The following is a 16,324-nucleotide window of genomic DNA, read 5'->3' on the forward strand; positions in this document are numbered from 1 at the left end:
CCGCGCCCACGATAAATCAGGATTCGCCGCCCGGTTTGGGCGCCGGATAGTCGTAATCCAGTTTCAGCGGTTCGGCGTAAACGCTGTCCCACAGCTGGCTGTAAAGTGTGTCCAGCCGCTGGCTCATCGCCGGGCTGTGCAGCACCAGTTCCAGGTTGCGCGAATTGTCCAGATAGCCGCCGGTCCAGTTGCTGGTGCCTACCCAGGCGGTTTCGCCGTCGATAGTCATCAGCTTGCTGTGGATCACCCGCGCGAACGGGATAAACCCCTGGCTTGCCGGCGGAATGGTCACCACCTTTATCTGCACGTTCGGCACCAACGCCAGGCTTTTCAGCCAGGCGATATCGGGCTTTTTGGTGTTCCAGTTGGCCACCATCAGCTCGATCTGCACGCCACGCGCGGCGGCGCTGCGCAGGGCATTGTCGATGACCGCGTAATAAGGCCGGCTACGTTCAGGGCCGTAGGACAACGGCGCATAGTCCATCACCTGCACCCTCACCCGCTGTTTGGCGCTCGCCAGCAGACGCGGCAACTCAACCTGCGAGTCAATCACGCCGGCCGGGTTATAGGCGCGCGGGCTGGCGACCAGATAGTTGCCCTGCGGCGTTGCCGCCGTGGGCTGATACGCCAACTGCGGCACCGGTTTATCCGCCGTCAGCAACGCCTGCGCCCGCCAGTCCTGCTCGAAGATCGCCTGGATCTGCCCGACGACCCCGGCATCGCTGATGCGCAGCCCGGTTTCATGAATATGTTCCAGCGCCCGCCAGTCGAAGTTCTGGCTGCCGACAAACGCCTGCTCGCCGTCCACCAGCAGGTATTTGGCATGCAGGATGCCGCCGCTCAACCGCTGGTAAGGAATAATCCGCAGCTCCAGGTTGGGGATCGCCTTCAGCTGTTCCAGCGTCTCCGGGGTGGAGAGACGAATCCCCTTATCTTCCATCAGAAAACGGATTTTCACCCCGCGCTCGCCCGCCGCTTTCAGGTGTTGCAGCACGCCGTCCAGCAGCGAACCCTGTTGGTTCGCCACATAGAACTGACCCAGATCGATGCGGGTTTTCGCCGCATCGAACATCTGCTGCCACACCTCGGCGGTGTTGCGCAGGTCATCCGCCTGCAACACGGTTTCCACCGGCGCGGTATACACCAGCTCGTAGCCGGGAATAGCAAAACGCGCCGCCGCACTCTGGCTCAACATCAACAGACAGCCACCCCATAACGCAGTGTAAAGGCGGCCTAATGGCCGCCGTGGTTGACGGCCATTAGGCATAGCGCGGTGCCTCACTGTCAACCCATTGCTCGCGGCTGCCGTTTTCCGGGCGGCTGGCCGGCGCACCGGCGCGGATCAACAGCACCTTCAGCAGTTCGTTGATGCGCTCCATGCGGCTTTGCAGGTAGTTGTTGCCCACCAGGCACAGCAGCGCAATGGCGATCCCCAGCCCGGTGGCGTACAGCGCGGTGCCCATGCCGGCGGACACCAGACTCGGCTCCGACACCCCGGAAGCGGCCAGCGCCTTAAAGGTTTCGATAATCCCCATTACCGTGCCCAGCAGCCCCAGCAGCGGTGCGGCGGTGACGATGGTTTCCAACAGCCACAGGCCACGCGCCATCAGCGGTTTGCTCAACAGGTACTGCGCGTCGACCAAATCGCCTATCGCTTCGCGGTCACCGGCGCGGTGCTTCTGCTCCAGTACCGGCGCGATCACCGCCAGCGGCAGGCTGTTGCGCTGGGTCAGTTCGTCCGGCAGATCGGCGGCGCGATGCACGTCCGGCGTCAGCGCCTGCTCCAACCGACGGGCCTGGCGCTGGGTGTAAGCGAAATACAGCGCGCGTTCGATAATGATCACCAGCGCAATCGCCAGCGCGGCGTACATTACGTAGAAAATAATGTCGTGCAATAAATTGGCATTCATAACATACCCCTCAGATTAGTTAAAAGGTGGCTTCCAGCGACACGCTAAAGGTGCGCTCTTCCCCGACGTTGTAATACGGCGTACTGGCTTTCACGCCGCCATAAGGCGCGGCGTTAAAGGTGGTGGTACGCACCGAGGTCAGGTATTCCTTGTCAAACAGGTTGCTGACGCCAAAGCGCAGCGCTGCGCTTTTGATGATTTTCTTGTCCACCGGCAAATGCACCCCCGCCGCCAAATCGAACACCGTGCGGCCGCCGATCTTCTCGTCGTTGGTCAGATCGCCGTAGAACGAACTGACGTATTTGCCGCTGACGCTGCCGTAATACAGGCCGTCGTCGTAGCCCAGCGTCATGTTCAGCAGGTTTTTCGGCACGTTCGGCACCTCTTTGCCGGACGTCGGCAGCGGCAACCCGCCGTTGCTGACGATGTCGTTCTTCTGCTTCGACTGGGTATAGGTGTATGAGGTGTAGTAGTTAAAGTTGTGCGGCAGTTGGCCGCTCCACTCCAGCTCCAGCCCTTTGTTCTCCACGTTGCCGATGTTCATCATCTCGTAATCGCCGGACGAGTTGGTGGTGGAGACTTGACGATCGCTGTAGCGCATATAGAACAACGTGGCGCTCATCAGCATGTCTTCCTGCTGGAAACGCCAGCCCAGCTCGTGGTTCCAGCTCAGCTCCGGCTTGGTGCTGATCGAGTCGCCGACGTTGTACAGCACGTAGTTCGGTGGGGTGCGCATGTTGCGCGTCAGGTTATAGAACACCTGATTTTCCTGGTTCAGCTTGTAGCTGGCGCTGAAGTTAGGCAGGAATTCGTGGTAAGTGGCATCGCGCTTCTCCGGCACGTTGTACAGGCTGCCGCGGTTGTCCCCTTTACGTTCCACGTACTGATAGGCCAGCCCGCCGACGAAGGTCCAGTCCGGCGTGGCGTACCAGGTGTCCTGCAGCCACACTTTCTGCGCCGGGGTAATGGTGTATTGGTTACGCCCCTGCACGGTCTTGCCGTTGGCGTCCTGCACCTGATCGGAACCGCCCGGTTTGCCCGAAATCTGCGCCGGGTTGCCGTCGTCCTTGATGCCGATAAACGGCTGGGTCTGCAACTGACGCGCACGTTCATACCAGTAGCCGATATCCAGGCTGTGCTGATCGTTGATGTCCCACTTCAGCTTGGTGGTAATGCCGGGGCGCCAGGTCTGGGTCCAGGAAGGGCGGTAATAGGTGTTGGACTTCAGATTGCTCAGATCGTACTGGCCGGCCTTGTCCGACGTATTGGACAGCACCGACGCCGTCTGGCCGGTAAAGCTGCCGCCGTTGCCCCAGTAGTAATACGGCTGCAGGGTCAGCGACAGATTGTCGCGCAGTTGCAGCTTCTGGGTGAATGACAGCGTGAAGGTATCGAACGGGTTGCGGTTGAGTTTGTAGTACTTGTTCAACTGGCCCTTGCTGTTGTATTCCGGCGTGGTGGCGTAGTCGGTATCGCGCCCGTCGTTTTCGAACTGCGCCTTGCTCAGGGTGTTGTAGTTGACGTTCTGCTGGCGGTTGTACTTCATGATCAGATTACTGCTGTTGCCGTTGCCGTCTTCGTACAGCGAGTTCATTTCGAACTTGTTGGAATATTCGCGCCCTTCCCCGCGCCACTTTTTCGCCTCGGTGTGCGAGTAGGATAACCAGTTGCTGAAACCGTTGTACTCGCCGGTTTCCAAACGGGCAAAGGTTTTGCTCAGGTTGTTGCTGCCCAGCGTCTGCTTGACGAAGCCGCCGAAATCTTTTGCCGGGCGGCGCGTCACCATGCCGATATTGCCGCCGCTGGAGCCGATGTGCGGGCCGTCCGCCTCGGATGATCCCTGGGTGACGAACACTTCCTCCAGGTTCTCCGAATCGCCCAGCAGGTTCGGATAGACGGCATAGTTGCCGGAGTCGTTGATCGGGATACCGTCCATCGACAGGCCGATCTGATCCGAGTTCATGCCGCGCATGGTGTAATCGACGCCGCTCAGGCCACTGGCGTCGTTGCTGTTGACGTTCAGGCCTGGCGTGTATTTCAGCTTGTCGATGGCGTTGGCCGCTGCGGGCATTTTGTCCATCGCCTCTTTGGTGACGGTGGAGCGCGCCTTGGCGCTGTCGTCCTGCACCATCATGCCGCCGCCCAGCGACTGCCCCTTCACGCTGATGGTACCGACGTCGGTGGTGTCCGCCGCCAGCGCCGCGCCCGGCAGCATCGCCGACATCACCGCCAGATAAATCCCAGATCGATTGAAAGACTTCATTGTTTCCATCCCCTAAAAAATCAAACTGTTATGCCAGGTCGCTACGGCGCCTGATAATTGAACGTGGCTGAAAATCGTTTTGTTGTTTGCCCGGCAAAAGCGTCGCTCGGGAACGCCTTCACCTGGCTGATGCTTTGTAAACTGCTCATCGCCGCGCGGTTCAGCAGCATGCTGGCAGCCTTGTTGGCGATGCCGGAAGAGAGCACGCGGCCGCTGCGATCGACCTCCAGCCAGACCTCGACGTTGCCCTGCGGCCGTTCGAGCGAAGCCTGTCGTCCGCTCGGGTAGCGCTTGCGCTGTTCCAGTTCGTGGCGCAGTGCCTGCAAATAACCGTTTTCGATCGCCTGGGCGTTGACCTTCGGCGTGGCAGGTGCGGCCGGCGTTGGCGCGGGCTTGCTGACCAGCGCTTTCGGCGCAGGCTGTGCGGATACCGGTTTGGCCTTTTCTACCGGTTTGGCTTTCTCTTTCACCGGTTTGGGCTTGGGTTTGGGCTGCGGTTTGGGAACCGGCTTGGCCTCGATAATCGGCTCCGGGGCCGGCACCACGGGTTCAGGAACGGGTTGCGGCTCCGGTGGCGGGGGTTCGGGTTGCGGTGGGGTTTCCACCGGCGGTTCCGGCTGAGGCTGAGGCTGAGGTTCAGGCTCCGGCTCGACCAGCGCCAGTTCCATGGTAGTGTCGTCATAGCGTGGCTGGATTTTCAGCGCAGCCTGCTGGCTGGCGAACAGCAAACAGCCCGCCACGATCAGCGCCGGCAGCCAGCTGAAAAGGTGACGTGAACGATAGAGCAGATACATGTCACAGCTTCCGTGTAGCGATGGAGACGGAATAGAATCCGCCCTGGCGCAGGTTATCCATCACCGCCACCAGTCGCTCCACCGCAACGCCCTTGTCGCTGTTGACGATAATGGTGGTGGTCTGGTTTTCCTGCTGCTGCTGTTTGAGCGTGCTGACCAGTGCGTTAAGCGCCACCGGTTGGCCGTCCAGCTGCAATTGTTCTTCAGCCCCCAGCGTGATGATCGCTTTCTTCTGCGGCTTCAGTTGCTGAGCGCTGCCGGCAGACGGCAACTGGGTTTTCAGCCCCAGCGCCGGGATCACGTTCAGGCTAATCAGCACAAAAAACACCAGCAAAAACATCATCACGTCGATCATGGGGATCAACTCGATGTGCGCCTTGTTCTTTTTCGGTTCGTTCCAGTTACGCATGGCACTCCCTCCCAAAAGCAAAGCAGCCAATATAGGAGGCCTTTGTTTACCTTTCGTTACGCTTTTGTGATCTTATTATCACAGAGAGAGTATTTTGCGAGGATTGTTTCAGGCAGTAACTGGCCAGACGGGTTATATAACCAATTAATTAATTGATATTTTTTATTTGGTGATCGCAAGTGCGTCTGCAAGGCAGGAAAAATAGCGGCGGGTGAATGTGATTAACCTAACAGGCCATAGCAAAGCCGTCAGGCCCTGTTTTGACGAGAAGAAAACAACGGCGGCGCAGTACGCAAAATAGCGATTTACAGCCAAAAAAAAGACGCCCTAAGGCGTCTTTTTCACATCACTGAATCAATCAGTTCACTTTAACCGGCATACCGGAACGGGCTTTGATCGCCGCGTCCACTTCGCTCTGGTTAACGGCAGGATCCATCACCACTTTGCCCACTGGCGCAGAAAGGGTTAACGGCACCGGATCTTTGGACTTCAGCTCTTCTTCGTTAGCGGAAAGTGGGTTATGCACTTCCACGTAACGGGAACCGTCCGGCTCGACGGTGGCTTTCACCGGCTCGTTGATAAACTGCACGCGGGTGCCGACTGGCACGTTGTCGAACAGGTATTTGATGTCGTCAGCACGCAGACGCACACAGCCGTGGCTCACGCGCAGGCCGATACCGAAGTTGGCGTTGGTGCCGTGGATCGCATACAGGCGGCCAACGTACAGCGCATACAGGCCCATCGGGTTGTCCGGGCCGGCCGGGAATACCGCCGGCAGGATCTCGCCGTCTGCCGCGTATTCTTCACGCATCTTGGCGGTTGGCGTCCAGGTTGGGCCGTCTTTTTTGCGCTGTACCGAGGTAATCCAGTTCAGCGGGGTGTCTTTACCCAACTGGCCGATACCGATTGGCAGCACGATCACGGTGTTGGTGCCTTTCGGGTAGTAGTACAGACGCATCTCGGCGCTGTTGATGATGATGCCTTCACGCGGTGCGTCCGGCAGGATCAACTGCTGTGGGATGGTCAGGGTGCTGCCCGCTTTCGGCAGGAACGGATCCACGCCCGGGTTGGCTTCCAGCATATTGCTCAGGCCCATCTGGTATTGAGCGGCAAAGCTCTCCAGCGGCAGCTTGCTGTCTTCGGGTACGGTGATTTGGATGTTTTCACCGACCAGACGGCTGTCTTTGGCAGGCAAAGGGTATACGACGGCGAAGGCAGACTGGCTGAATGCAACCAGCGCCGTACACAGGGTTAATAACGCGCGAATGTTCATTTTCATCTTCGTGTTGGTCGTGGCCACTGGCAGATTATTGATATAGGTTATTTTCGGCCATAAATGACCGGATGCGCATTATATGTGCACATTGACCTAAGTGCGAAACATTCCCTGTGTCATGACGCACTTTTTTGTAACCTGCTGCGGTATGAAGATGACTTACTGTGAAAAACGCCGCTAAAGCGTGACGTCTGGCGGCGTCATTCGGCGTATGGGGATCAGGTATTCACAACGGATTGCCGTGCTTGCTCCGTTGCAAACGCCGCCCGCCGCCGGGTAAAAGCGCTCGATATCCTGCCCCGGCCGCCGCACCGCTTTCATCATCGGGATCGCGGTATCGTACAGGCGGGCGATAAAGTTTTGTAATTCCTCCACCCTGCCCTGATAAACAAAACTGGCGTAGTCGCCTTGCTCGATGAGCACCCTCTCGCCTTCCGCCTGTTCATCCGCCAGCGCCACGGTATAGACAATGCGCTTGCCGCCGCGTTGGCGGCTATCCGCCTCCAGGCTGGTGAGACCGTACACCACCGCTGGCGGCTCGGCTTGCGTGCGCACCATCTGGCGCCAGGCGTGTTGACGCAGCTCGTGTTTAGAATGCGGCAGTTGCCCCAGAGTGCAGTTGCCCCGCTGGGAGCGCCCCACCAGTTGCATGGCAGGCAGGGTAACGATGTCCGCCTGCGGCAACGGCCCTTCGCTCAAACGCAGCGGCGGTTGCATGCCGTGGCTGGCCCAATCCGGGCTGCGGCGATAACCGGCCGGCGGCAAACCGAACTGCTTCTTGAAGCAGCGGGTGAAGGTCTGCTGGGAATCAAACTGGTACTTATCGGCAATGCAGGCCACGCTGATGTGGGTGAGCCGCAACTCGCGCGCGGCGGCGCTCAACCTTCTGCGCCGGGCGTAGGTCCCCAGAACGTGGCCGGTTAACTGCTTGAACAGCCGCTGCAAATGCCATTTGGAATAGCCGGATTTGGCGGCGATATCGTCCAGCGTCAGCGGCTGGTCAAGATTTTGCTCAATCCAGTCCAGCAGCTGCGTTATCACCTGTTGCTGATACATGGATTCCCCCTTATTGACTCAGTAAAGCCAACGCCAGCAGGCGCGCCCGCGCCTCGTCGGCGGCCACCAGCACCGGATAGCCCCAAAATTTGGCGGCGTACTCGGCGAATTCTTCGGCCATCGCGCATTGCGCCTCGTCCGGCTCCAGCATGATCATGCCCTTCACCCACAGCTGCAGCGCTTCACGGTTGTCGCGCTTCCACAGCGCCACCTGGGTGCGTTGGTCGCGATCGGGTTGATCGCCGGCGTCCCCCACCCGGCGATCGGACAAAATGACAAAGGGCTCGGCACGCGCCAGCAGCGCGCTGAACTCGGCCAGTTCGGCCTGCGTATCGCGCCCGTTTTGGCGCATCCACACCAGCGGAAAGTTAACGGGATCTAGAGACATCATCGGCATCCTTGAAAAAGCGCTTGGCACAGGCGCTTACTTTATCGGCGGCGACGCTAGACCGCATTGCGTAATCAAGACATAATATTTTTCAATCACGCCAAATTGAGAATAATTCTCATGACAGTCCAGATCGTCCGGCCGCGCTTTGACATCGACCAGGTGCCGCGCACCATTTTCGCCGTACAAAGCTCGACGATTGATGAAGACTGGGAAGTCGCTCCTCATCGTCACCACAAGGCGCAGCTGATTTACACCGTGCGCGGCATGATCCGTTGCGAAGTGGCCAACGGGCTGTGGCTGGTGCCGCCGCAGTGCGCCCTGTGGATGCCCGGCAACGTGTTGCACAATGCCCAGGGCGCCGGTTCGACCGAAGCCTACTGCCTGTTTGTCGATCCCCTGGCTGCCGCTCACCTGCCGCAGAACTGCTGTACGCTGTCGGTATCACCGCTGCTGCGCGAACTGCTGCTGCAGGCCAGCACCTTCGATCCCTTTTACGACGAGCAGGGGCCGGAAGGACGGCTGACGACGGTGTTATTGGATCAGCTGGCGACCGCGCCGATAGAAAACCTGCACCTGCCGGTGTCCGACGATGCGCGCATCCGCCAGCTGATGGAGCGCATGCTGCAAAACCCGGCGGATAAATCCACCCTCAGCCAGTGGGCGCAGCGTATCGGCATGAGCGAACGCTCTCTCAGCCGCACGCTGCAACAGCAGATGGGCATGAGCTTCGGCCACTGGCGGCGCCAGCTGCACGTGATGCTGGCGCTGCAGCGGTTAACTCAGGGGGAAAGCGTGCAACGGATTGCGCTGGATCTGGGTTACGAGAGCGCCAGCGGCTTCGTCACCATGTTCAGGAAAGCAGTGGGCAAACCGCCGGCGCGCTATCTGGCGGAGAGAAACGCCTCGGGTCAGACGGCCGGCGGCATTATCACCATGTAAAAAAGCCGGCTTTCGCCGGCTTGAACGTTGCATCAGAAATCGTAGAACACCGTGACCCAGGTGGAATCCGGCTCTTTGTCGCTGGTGTGGGCCAGCGTGCGTTCGACGTACACCGACAGCCCGTAGCCGATGGTGGTGCCCGCGCCAAAGTAAACGTGATTGGCGTGGTATTCTTCGTCGCCATTCAGCTGCAACGAGTCCGCCGCTACGTAAGGCTGGATCGATTTCAGGTACGGCTTATCGATATTGAAGGTGTAGCCGACGAAGCCTTCCACCCCGTAACCGCTGCCGGCGAAATAATGCGACAGCGTGCGTTCGCGGGTGCTCGGCACATAGTCCTTGTAATAGCTGGCGGTGCCGACGATATACCAGTTATTCGGCTGCCAGGTCAGCGCAGTGCCGGACAGCTGCTGGTGATAGTCTTTCTCGTTATACAGGTTGTCTTTCATCTTCGCGTCGGTGTAGCTGTAGGCGGCGCTGAAGGTGAATTCTTTCGTTACCTTATAGTCGAAGCCCAACCCGCCGCCGCCCTTGCGGCGATAGCTGAGATTATCCGCGGTGTGCAGATCGTCTTCCGGTAATAAATAGTTGGCGTACAGAGTGACCGGCCCAAAATCATTGGTGTATTTAATGCTGTTCTTCGGTTTATTACCGCCGTCATAGTCGCCGGAAATACCGATGCCGGTGCCGCCCGCATGACCGTCGTTATCCCAGACGTCGCTTTTAATGCCGACCACGGAGTAATAAATACCGTACTGATGGCCGTAGGTTAACGTGCCGTAGCGGTCGTCCTTAAAGCCGGCGTACAGCTGGCGCTGGCGATCGCGCTGGCCGTCTTCGTTGTAGTGGCCGTCCCAGCTCAGCGCGTGCGCCAGATCGACGCCCCACTCGTAGTAACCGATGATCGAGGTGTCCTGCGTCAGCGCATAGTCGCCGCTGAAGCGGAAACGGGTGCCGCCGTCATGGCCATTTTTGTAATAACCCGGTTCCGGGCCGTTATTGAAGATCCACTCGGGGCGAATGCTGCCGCCCACTTTTAAACTGAGCGGCGCCAGCAACACATTGCTCTGCGGGTTTTTATCTAAAATGGTGATTTCAGCCTGCGCGCTGCCGGATAACGCCGACAGCACGACGCCGCCAATGAATATTGGCGTTGTTATATTTCTCATTATTACCCCTGCCCGAAAAAGTTATTTTTATTAATACGGTGGTCTTAAGCCACGTATAAACAATTACCCGATGTGCGCAAATGGCGCAAGAGTTAAAAATTCATGTCATAACCTATCTTTATCTTAAGCAGGATTAATTTTCGCCACAAAAGTATTCAACTGTAACCAAGAGAAAGTGGATGTAATATATCGCGCAATTAGTAAACTGCCCCACGCGATTTAATCGGAAAAACACCCAAGCTTTTACCCGGAAACTTTCATAGTTAATAACAAATAAATATTATCACCCCCAAAAAACCATCACTCGTGGGTATTATTTATGGCGGAAAAAACGGAGCGCAGCGGCGCGCTCCGGAGGGAAATTACTGCGCCAGCCAGCCGCCGTCCATATTCCAGGCAGCGCCACGCACCTGCACCGCCGCTTCGCTGCACAGGAACAGGGCCAGCTCGCCGAGCTGTTGCGGGGTAACGAACTCAAGCGAAGGCTGCTTCTCCGCCAACAGATCGTCGCGCGCCTGCTGCGGATCGACCCCGGCGGCGATGCGCTGGTCGATTTGCCGCTGCACCAACGGCGTCAACACCCAGCCGGGGCAGATGGCGTTACAGGTGATCGGCGTGCGCGCGGTTTCCAGCGCAAGGGTTTTGGTCAGCCCCACCACGCCGTGCTTGGCCGCCACATAGGCCGATTTGTCCTTCGAGGCCACCAGCCCGTGCACCGAGGCCACGTTGATAATGCGCCCCCAGTTGCGCTGGCGCATGCCGGGCAACGCCAGCCGGCTGGTGTGAAATACCGATGACAGATTGATGGCGATAATGGCATTCCACTTGTCGACCGGGAATTGATCCACCGGCGCCACATGCTGAATGCCGGCGTTGTTCACCAAAATGTCCACCCCGCCGAACTCGCGCCCGGCGTAGCGCATCATGTCGGCGATCTGCTCAGGATCGCTGAGATCGGCGCCGTGATAGCCGGGCGCCGTCCCCAGCCGGGCGATCTGTTCGCGCGCCTGCTCCACGTCGCCGAAGCCGTTGAGGATCACGCGCGCGCCGGCGGCGGCCAGACTGGCCGCCAGCCCGAGGCCGATGCCGCTGGTCGAGCCGGTCACCAGCGCGGTTTTGCCTTGTAAACTCATGGTATCGCTCCTTTAAACAATGCCGGTCAGGTAGAACACGCCGATCACGAACAGCACTGCGGCGCTCTTGATCAGGGTGATGGCGAAAATGCCGCCATAGGCCTGGCGGTGGCTGAGACCGGTGATCGCCAACAGGGTGATCACCGCGCCGTTGTGCGGCAAGGTATCCATGCCGCCGCTGGCCATCGAGGCCACCCGGTGCAGCACCTCCAGCGGGATCTGCGCCGCATGGGCAGCGGCGATAAAGCTGTCGGACATCGCCGCCAGCGCAATGCTCATGCCGCCGGAGGCCGAACCGGTGATACCGGCCAGCAGGGTGACGCTGATCGCCTCATTCATCAGCGGGTTGGGGATGGCCGCCAGCGCCTTCGACAACACCAGAAAACCCGGCAGCGCCGCAATGACCGCACCGAAGCCGTATTCCGAGGCGGTATTCATCGCCGCTAAAATCGCCCCGCTGACCGCCGTTTTACTGCCCTCCGCCAGTCGCCCGCGAATATTGCGGAAGCCGAAAATCACCACCAACGCAATACCCGACACCAGCGCCGCTTCCACCGCCCAGATGGCGGTGATCTTGCCGACCTCGGTTGTGATGGGTTTAGCCAGCCCCGGCAGCATCAGCTCATGGCTGGTGCCGTACCACTGCTGGATCCAGTGGGTAAAACCGAGGTTGAGCAGCCCGACCAGGATCAGCGGCATAATGGCGATCAGCGGATTGGGCAGGTTGATGTTGTCCGGGGTTTCCGGCTCGTTGAGCAGCTCGGTGCCGTAGCCTTCCCCCTTCAACTGCGCGTTGCGCCGCTGACGCTCAAGATACAGCAGCCCAACCGCGATGATGAACAACGAACCGATCAGCCCCAGCCAGGGTGCGGCCCAGGCATTGGTGCCGAAGAAACTGGTCGGGATGATGTTCTGGATCTGCGGCGTGCCGGGCAGGGCGTCCATGGTGAACGAGAACGCGCCGAGCGCCACCGTCGCCGGGATCAACCGTTTGGGAATGCCGCTCTGGCGGAACAGCTCGGCCGCGAAGGGGTAGACCGCAAAGGCCACCACAAACAGCGAAACGCCACCGTAGGTCAGTAGCGCGCACACCAGCACAATCACCGGGATGGCGTGGCGACGGCCGAGGATGTTGATCGCTGCCGCCACTATCGAACGGGAAAAGCCGGACAGCTCAATCAGCTTGCCGAACACCGCCCCCAGCAGGAACACCGGGAAGTAGAGTTTGACGAAGCCGACCATTTTTTCCATAAACAGCCCGGTGAAAGTCGGGGCCACCGCGCCGGGATCGGTCAACAGCACCGCACCCAGCGCGGCGATCGGGGCAAACAAAATCACGCTGTAGCCGCGGTAGGCGGCCAGCATCAGTAATCCCAGTGCCGCCAGGGCAATCAAAACGCTCATCATCGCTCCTCAATATCGTTGTTATTGTCAGGTACAGAAGTGAGAAGTTAAGGCTTCAGCGCGAAGCGCAGCTGGTGCGCCCGCCGTTGTTGAATTCGCTCCCTGCGGGCCTTATCCCAGAGATAAAACCCCTGGCCGCTACGCAGCCCGGTATTGCCCTGGCGCAGACGATCTGCCACCAGCGTCATCATGCTTTCGTTGGTCGCCAGCTCCGGCAACAAATGACGGGCGATGTCCGCCACCGTCTCCAGCCCGGTCATGTCGGCGGCCTCCAGCGGGCCGACCATCGCATAGCGCCGCCCCAGCGAGGCGCGCATCACCTGATCCACTACCTCGGCGCTGGCGATGCCGCTGTGTACGATATGCAGCGCCTCACGCAGCACCGCAAACTGCAGCCGGTTGCCGACAAAGCCCGGCGCGGCGCGGTCCAGCACCACCGCCTCCAGCGCCATGCCGCTCAACAGCGCCTGCACCGCCGCCAGATGACGCGGTTCGGTGGCGCTGCCGGGCACGATCTCCACCAGCGGGATCAGGTGCGGCGGGTTCCAGAAATGGGCGATCAGCAGCCGCTGCGGATGAATCATGCGCACCGCCAGCTCGTCCGGCGGCAACCCGCTGGTGTTGCTGGCGATCACCGCGTCGTCGGCGATCACCCCCTCCAGTTGCTCGTACAGCGCGTGCTTCAGCTCGAGCCGCTCGGGGATCGCCTCGATCAGCAACCGGGCGCGCGCCACGTCGTCAAGTTGGTCAGTCACACTCAGCCGAGCCAGCGCGGTTGGGCTATCGGCGGCGGCAAACAGCCCCACATCGCTCAGTTCCGCCAAAATGCTGCCCGCCACTGCCGGCACCTCCGCCAGCCGTCGCGGGTCCGGATCGTACAGCAGCACCGCGTGGCCGTGGCGGGCAAAGTGGGTGGCGATACCTACCCCCATCAACCCGGCACCCAGCACCACATAGTCAGGTGAACGCATCATGCTCTCCTCGGGTTATCCAACGCGCTCAACCGCCAGCGCCACGCCCTGCCCGCCGCCAATGCACAGCATCGCCAGCCCCTTGTTCACTTCACGGCGCTGCATCTCGTGCAGCAGCGTGACCAAAATGCGGCAGCCGGAAGCGCCGATCGGGTGACCCAGCGCTATCGCCCCGCCGTTGACGTTGACCCGCCCGGCATCCCAGCCCAGCGCCTTACCCACCGCCAGCGCCTGCGCGGCGAAGGCTTCGTTGGCTTCGATCAGGTCGACCTCGTCCAGCCGCCAGCCGGCTTTCTCCAGGCAGCGGCGCGCGGCGGGCACCGGGCCGATGCCCATGAACGCCGGCTCGACGCCCGAGGCGGCATAACCGGCGATGCGCGCCAGCACCGGCAACCGCAGATCGGCGGCTTTTTCGGCGCTCATCAGCAGTACCGCCGCCGCACCGTCGTTCAGCGATGACGCATTACCGGCAGTCACCGTGCCCTCTTTGCGAAACGCCGGGCGCAGCCGAGCCAGCCCTTCCAGACGGGTATCGCCGCGCGGCTGCTCATCGTGCTCGACGCGCTGCGGTTCGCCTTTCGGCTTCGGCACCGACACCGGGGTGATCTCCTGCGCAAAGTGCCCGGCCTGCTGCGCCGCCTGGGCCTTCTGCTGCGACGCCAGCGCAAACCTGTCCTGCTCGGCGCGACCGATGGCGTATTTCTCCGCCAGATTCTCGGCGGTGATACCCATGTGATAATCGTTGAAGGCATCCCACAGGCCGTCGTGGATCACGCTGTCGACCAGCTGAGCGTGGCCGAGGCGCAGACCGGCGCGCGCACCGTTCATCAGGTAAGGTGCCTGGCTCATGCTCTCCTGACCACCGGCGATGACGGCCTCTGCGTCGCCGCAGCGGATGGCCTGCACCGCCAGCTGGATGGCCTTCAGGCCGGAGCCGCAGACCTTGTTGACGGTCAGCGCCGGTACGCTGTGAGGCAGCCCGGCGTTCAACGCGGTTTGGCGCGCCGGGTTCTGGCCGCAACCGGCGGTCAGCACCTGCCCGAGGATCACCTCGTCCACCTGCTGCGGCCGCACGCCGCTGCGTTCCAGCAGCGCTTTCACCACCAGGGTGCCGAGATCCACCGCCGTCAGCGACGCCAGCGCGCCGTGAAAACTGCCCACCGGGGTGCGGGTGGCGGCCACAATAACCACTTCACGTTGTTGCACATTCACCTCCAGCTTCAGAAACGCATTTCAGGCACCGTCGGCGGCACAATCAGCCGACCGGCGGTTTTGGCGACGATCTCTTCCACGCTGACGCCGGGCGCGCGCTCGCGCAGCACGAAGGCGCCGTCTTCAATTTCCAGATAGGCCAAATCGGTCAACACCTTGCGGATGCAGTTGGCGCCGGTCAGCGGCAGCGTGCAGCGCGGCAACAGCTTGGATTCGCCGCCCTTCGAGGCGTGGGTCATCACCACGATGATGTTTTCCGCTCCCGCCACCAGATCCATCGCGCCGCCCATGCCCTTGACCATCTTGCCGGGGATCATCCACGAAGCGATGTTGCCCGCGACGTCCACTTCGAACGCGCCCAGCACGGTAAGATCGACGTGGCCGCCGCGGATCATGGCGAACGACTGCGCCGAGTCGAAGATCGACGCGCCGATGCGCGCGGTCACGGTCTGTTTGCCGGCGTTGATCATGTCGGCGTCCAGCTGTTGCTCGGTCGGGAACTCGCCCATCCCCAGCAGGCCGTTTTCCGACTGCAGCATCACGTCCATGCCCGGCGGCACGTAGTTGGCCACCAGCGTCGGGATGCCGATGCCCAGATTGACGTAGTAGCCGTCTTTCAGTTCCTGCGCCACGCGCTGCGCCATTTGTTCACGGGTAAGCATGCCTGTTCTCCTTATGCCCGCAGGGTGCGCTGCTCGATGCGCTTTTCGAAAGTGCCCTGGATCAGCCGGTCGACGTAGATGCCGGGGGTGTGGATCGCCGCCGGATCCAGCTCGCCAGGCGCGACGATCTCTTCCACCTCCACCACCGTGATACGCCCGGCGGTGGCCATCAGCGGATTAAAATTCTGAGCGGTATGACGGTAGACAACGTTGCCGAAGTGATCGGCCTTCCAGCCCTTGATGATGGCGAAATCGCCGGTGATGGCGGTTTCCATGATGTAGGGGCGGCCGTTGAACTCGCGCACCTCTTTGCCCTCCGCTACCGGGGTGCCGTAGCCGGTGGCGGTGAAGAACGCCGGAATGCCGGCGCCGCCGGCGCGGATTTTTTCCGCCAGCGTGCCCTGCGGCGTCAGTTCCACCTCCAGCTCGCCGCTGAGCGCCTGCTGTTCGAACAGTGCGTTCTCGCCAACGTAGGAGCCCACCACCTTGCGGACCTGACGGGTCTCCAGCAGCAGGCCGAGACCGAAACCGTCGACGCCGCAGTTGTTGGAGACCACCGTCAGGCCACGCACCCCGCGGCGGCGGATCTCATTGATCAGGTTTTCCGGGATGCCGCACAGGCCGAAACCGCCCGCCAGCACCGTCATATTGTCCGTCAGGCCGGCCAGTGCTTCCTGATAGCTGCCGACGCGTTTGTCTAGCCCTGCCATATCGTTGCCCCTGAATCCTGTGGCG

At 60.7% G+C, this 16,324-nt stretch carries 16 protein-coding genes; 1 reads left to right on the forward strand and 15 read right to left on the reverse strand.

The window, feature by feature from the left end:
* Window positions 1-16: 16 nt before the first annotated feature.
* From ACUTSW_RS16065 to ACUTSW_RS16100, 8 genes are all read right to left on the reverse strand, one after another.
* Window positions 17-1,267 carry a phospholipase D-like domain-containing protein gene (locus ACUTSW_RS16065; protein ID WP_445584850.1) on the reverse strand — a complete coding sequence of 417 codons (1,251 nt, stop codon included), beginning with the start codon at window positions 1,265-1,267 and terminating at the stop codon, window positions 17-19.
* Window positions 1,260-1,910 (reverse strand): MotA/TolQ/ExbB proton channel family protein, encoded by a 651-nt coding sequence (locus ACUTSW_RS16070; protein WP_004949824.1) that lies wholly within the window; start codon window positions 1,908-1,910, stop codon window positions 1,260-1,262. Before ACUTSW_RS16070 ends, ACUTSW_RS16065 begins: the two co-directional genes overlap by 8 nt.
* A 19-nt stretch (window positions 1,911-1,929) precedes the next feature.
* Entirely contained in the window at window positions 1,930-4,173 is a 2,244-nt protein-coding gene (locus ACUTSW_RS16075; protein WP_006323436.1) for a TonB-dependent receptor family protein, read from the reverse strand.
* 41 nt (window positions 4,174-4,214) lie between these two features.
* A complete protein-coding gene (locus ACUTSW_RS16080) occupies window positions 4,215-4,967 on the reverse strand; it encodes an energy transducer TonB (RefSeq protein ID WP_445584851.1) in 753 nt (250 codons plus the stop codon).
* A 1-nt stretch (window position 4,968) separates the two neighbouring features.
* Entirely contained in the window at window positions 4,969-5,376 is a 408-nt protein-coding gene (locus ACUTSW_RS16085) for an ExbD/TolR family protein (protein WP_004949818.1), read from the reverse strand.
* A 358-nt stretch (window positions 5,377-5,734) separates the two neighbouring features.
* The gene (locus ACUTSW_RS16090; protein ID WP_445584852.1) at window positions 5,735-6,655 is read right to left on the reverse strand and encodes a L,D-transpeptidase family protein; all 921 of its coding nucleotides are present in this window, start codon (window positions 6,653-6,655) and stop codon (window positions 5,735-5,737) included.
* 174 nt (window positions 6,656-6,829) lie between these two features.
* Window positions 6,830-7,708, reverse strand: a complete 879-nt coding sequence (locus ACUTSW_RS16095; RefSeq protein WP_445584853.1) for a helix-turn-helix domain-containing protein — start codon at window positions 7,706-7,708, stop codon at window positions 6,830-6,832.
* Between the two features lie 10 nt (window positions 7,709-7,718).
* The gene (locus tag ACUTSW_RS16100; RefSeq protein WP_311994129.1) at window positions 7,719-8,099 is read right to left on the reverse strand and encodes a hypothetical protein; all 381 of its coding nucleotides are present in this window, start codon (window positions 8,097-8,099) and stop codon (window positions 7,719-7,721) included.
* A gap of 117 nt (window positions 8,100-8,216) precedes the next feature.
* Here ACUTSW_RS16100 and ACUTSW_RS16105 point away from each other — a divergent pair, with 117 nt between their 5' ends.
* Window positions 8,217-9,038, forward strand: coding sequence for an AraC family transcriptional regulator (locus ACUTSW_RS16105; RefSeq protein WP_445584854.1), 822 nt, complete (start codon window positions 8,217-8,219; stop codon window positions 9,036-9,038).
* 32 nt (window positions 9,039-9,070) lie between these two features.
* Here ACUTSW_RS16105 and ACUTSW_RS16110 read toward each other — a convergent pair whose 3' ends face one another.
* The 7 genes from ACUTSW_RS16110 to ACUTSW_RS16140 all read right to left on the reverse strand — a co-directional run bounded on the left by ACUTSW_RS16110 (window position 9,071) and on the right by ACUTSW_RS16140 (window position 16,299).
* Window positions 9,071-10,207, reverse strand: a complete 1,137-nt coding sequence (locus ACUTSW_RS16110) for a porin (RefSeq protein ID WP_311994131.1) — start codon at window positions 10,205-10,207, stop codon at window positions 9,071-9,073.
* Between the two features lie 362 nt (window positions 10,208-10,569).
* Window positions 10,570-11,340 (reverse strand): 3-hydroxybutyrate dehydrogenase, encoded by a 771-nt coding sequence (locus ACUTSW_RS16115; protein ID WP_445584855.1) that lies wholly within the window; start codon window positions 11,338-11,340, stop codon window positions 10,570-10,572.
* A gap of 12 nt (window positions 11,341-11,352) precedes the next feature.
* A complete protein-coding gene (locus ACUTSW_RS16120) occupies window positions 11,353-12,747 on the reverse strand; it encodes a GntP family permease (protein WP_445584856.1) in 1,395 nt (464 codons plus the stop codon).
* A 44-nt stretch (window positions 12,748-12,791) separates the two neighbouring features.
* Entirely contained in the window at window positions 12,792-13,715 is a 924-nt protein-coding gene (locus tag ACUTSW_RS16125; RefSeq protein ID WP_445584953.1) for a 3-hydroxyacyl-CoA dehydrogenase family protein, read from the reverse strand.
* Between the two features lie 15 nt (window positions 13,716-13,730).
* Entirely contained in the window at window positions 13,731-14,921 is a 1,191-nt protein-coding gene (locus ACUTSW_RS16130) for an acetyl-CoA C-acetyltransferase (protein ID WP_445584857.1), read from the reverse strand.
* 14 nt (window positions 14,922-14,935) lie between these two features.
* The gene (locus tag ACUTSW_RS16135; protein ID WP_311994135.1) at window positions 14,936-15,589 is read right to left on the reverse strand and encodes a CoA transferase subunit B; all 654 of its coding nucleotides are present in this window, start codon (window positions 15,587-15,589) and stop codon (window positions 14,936-14,938) included.
* An 11-nt stretch (window positions 15,590-15,600) separates the two neighbouring features.
* A complete protein-coding gene (locus ACUTSW_RS16140) occupies window positions 15,601-16,299 on the reverse strand; it encodes a CoA transferase subunit A (RefSeq protein WP_311994136.1) in 699 nt (232 codons plus the stop codon).
* Window positions 16,300-16,324: the final 25 nt, after the last annotated feature.

Source organism: Serratia sp. TSA_198.1, assembly GCF_052686505.1.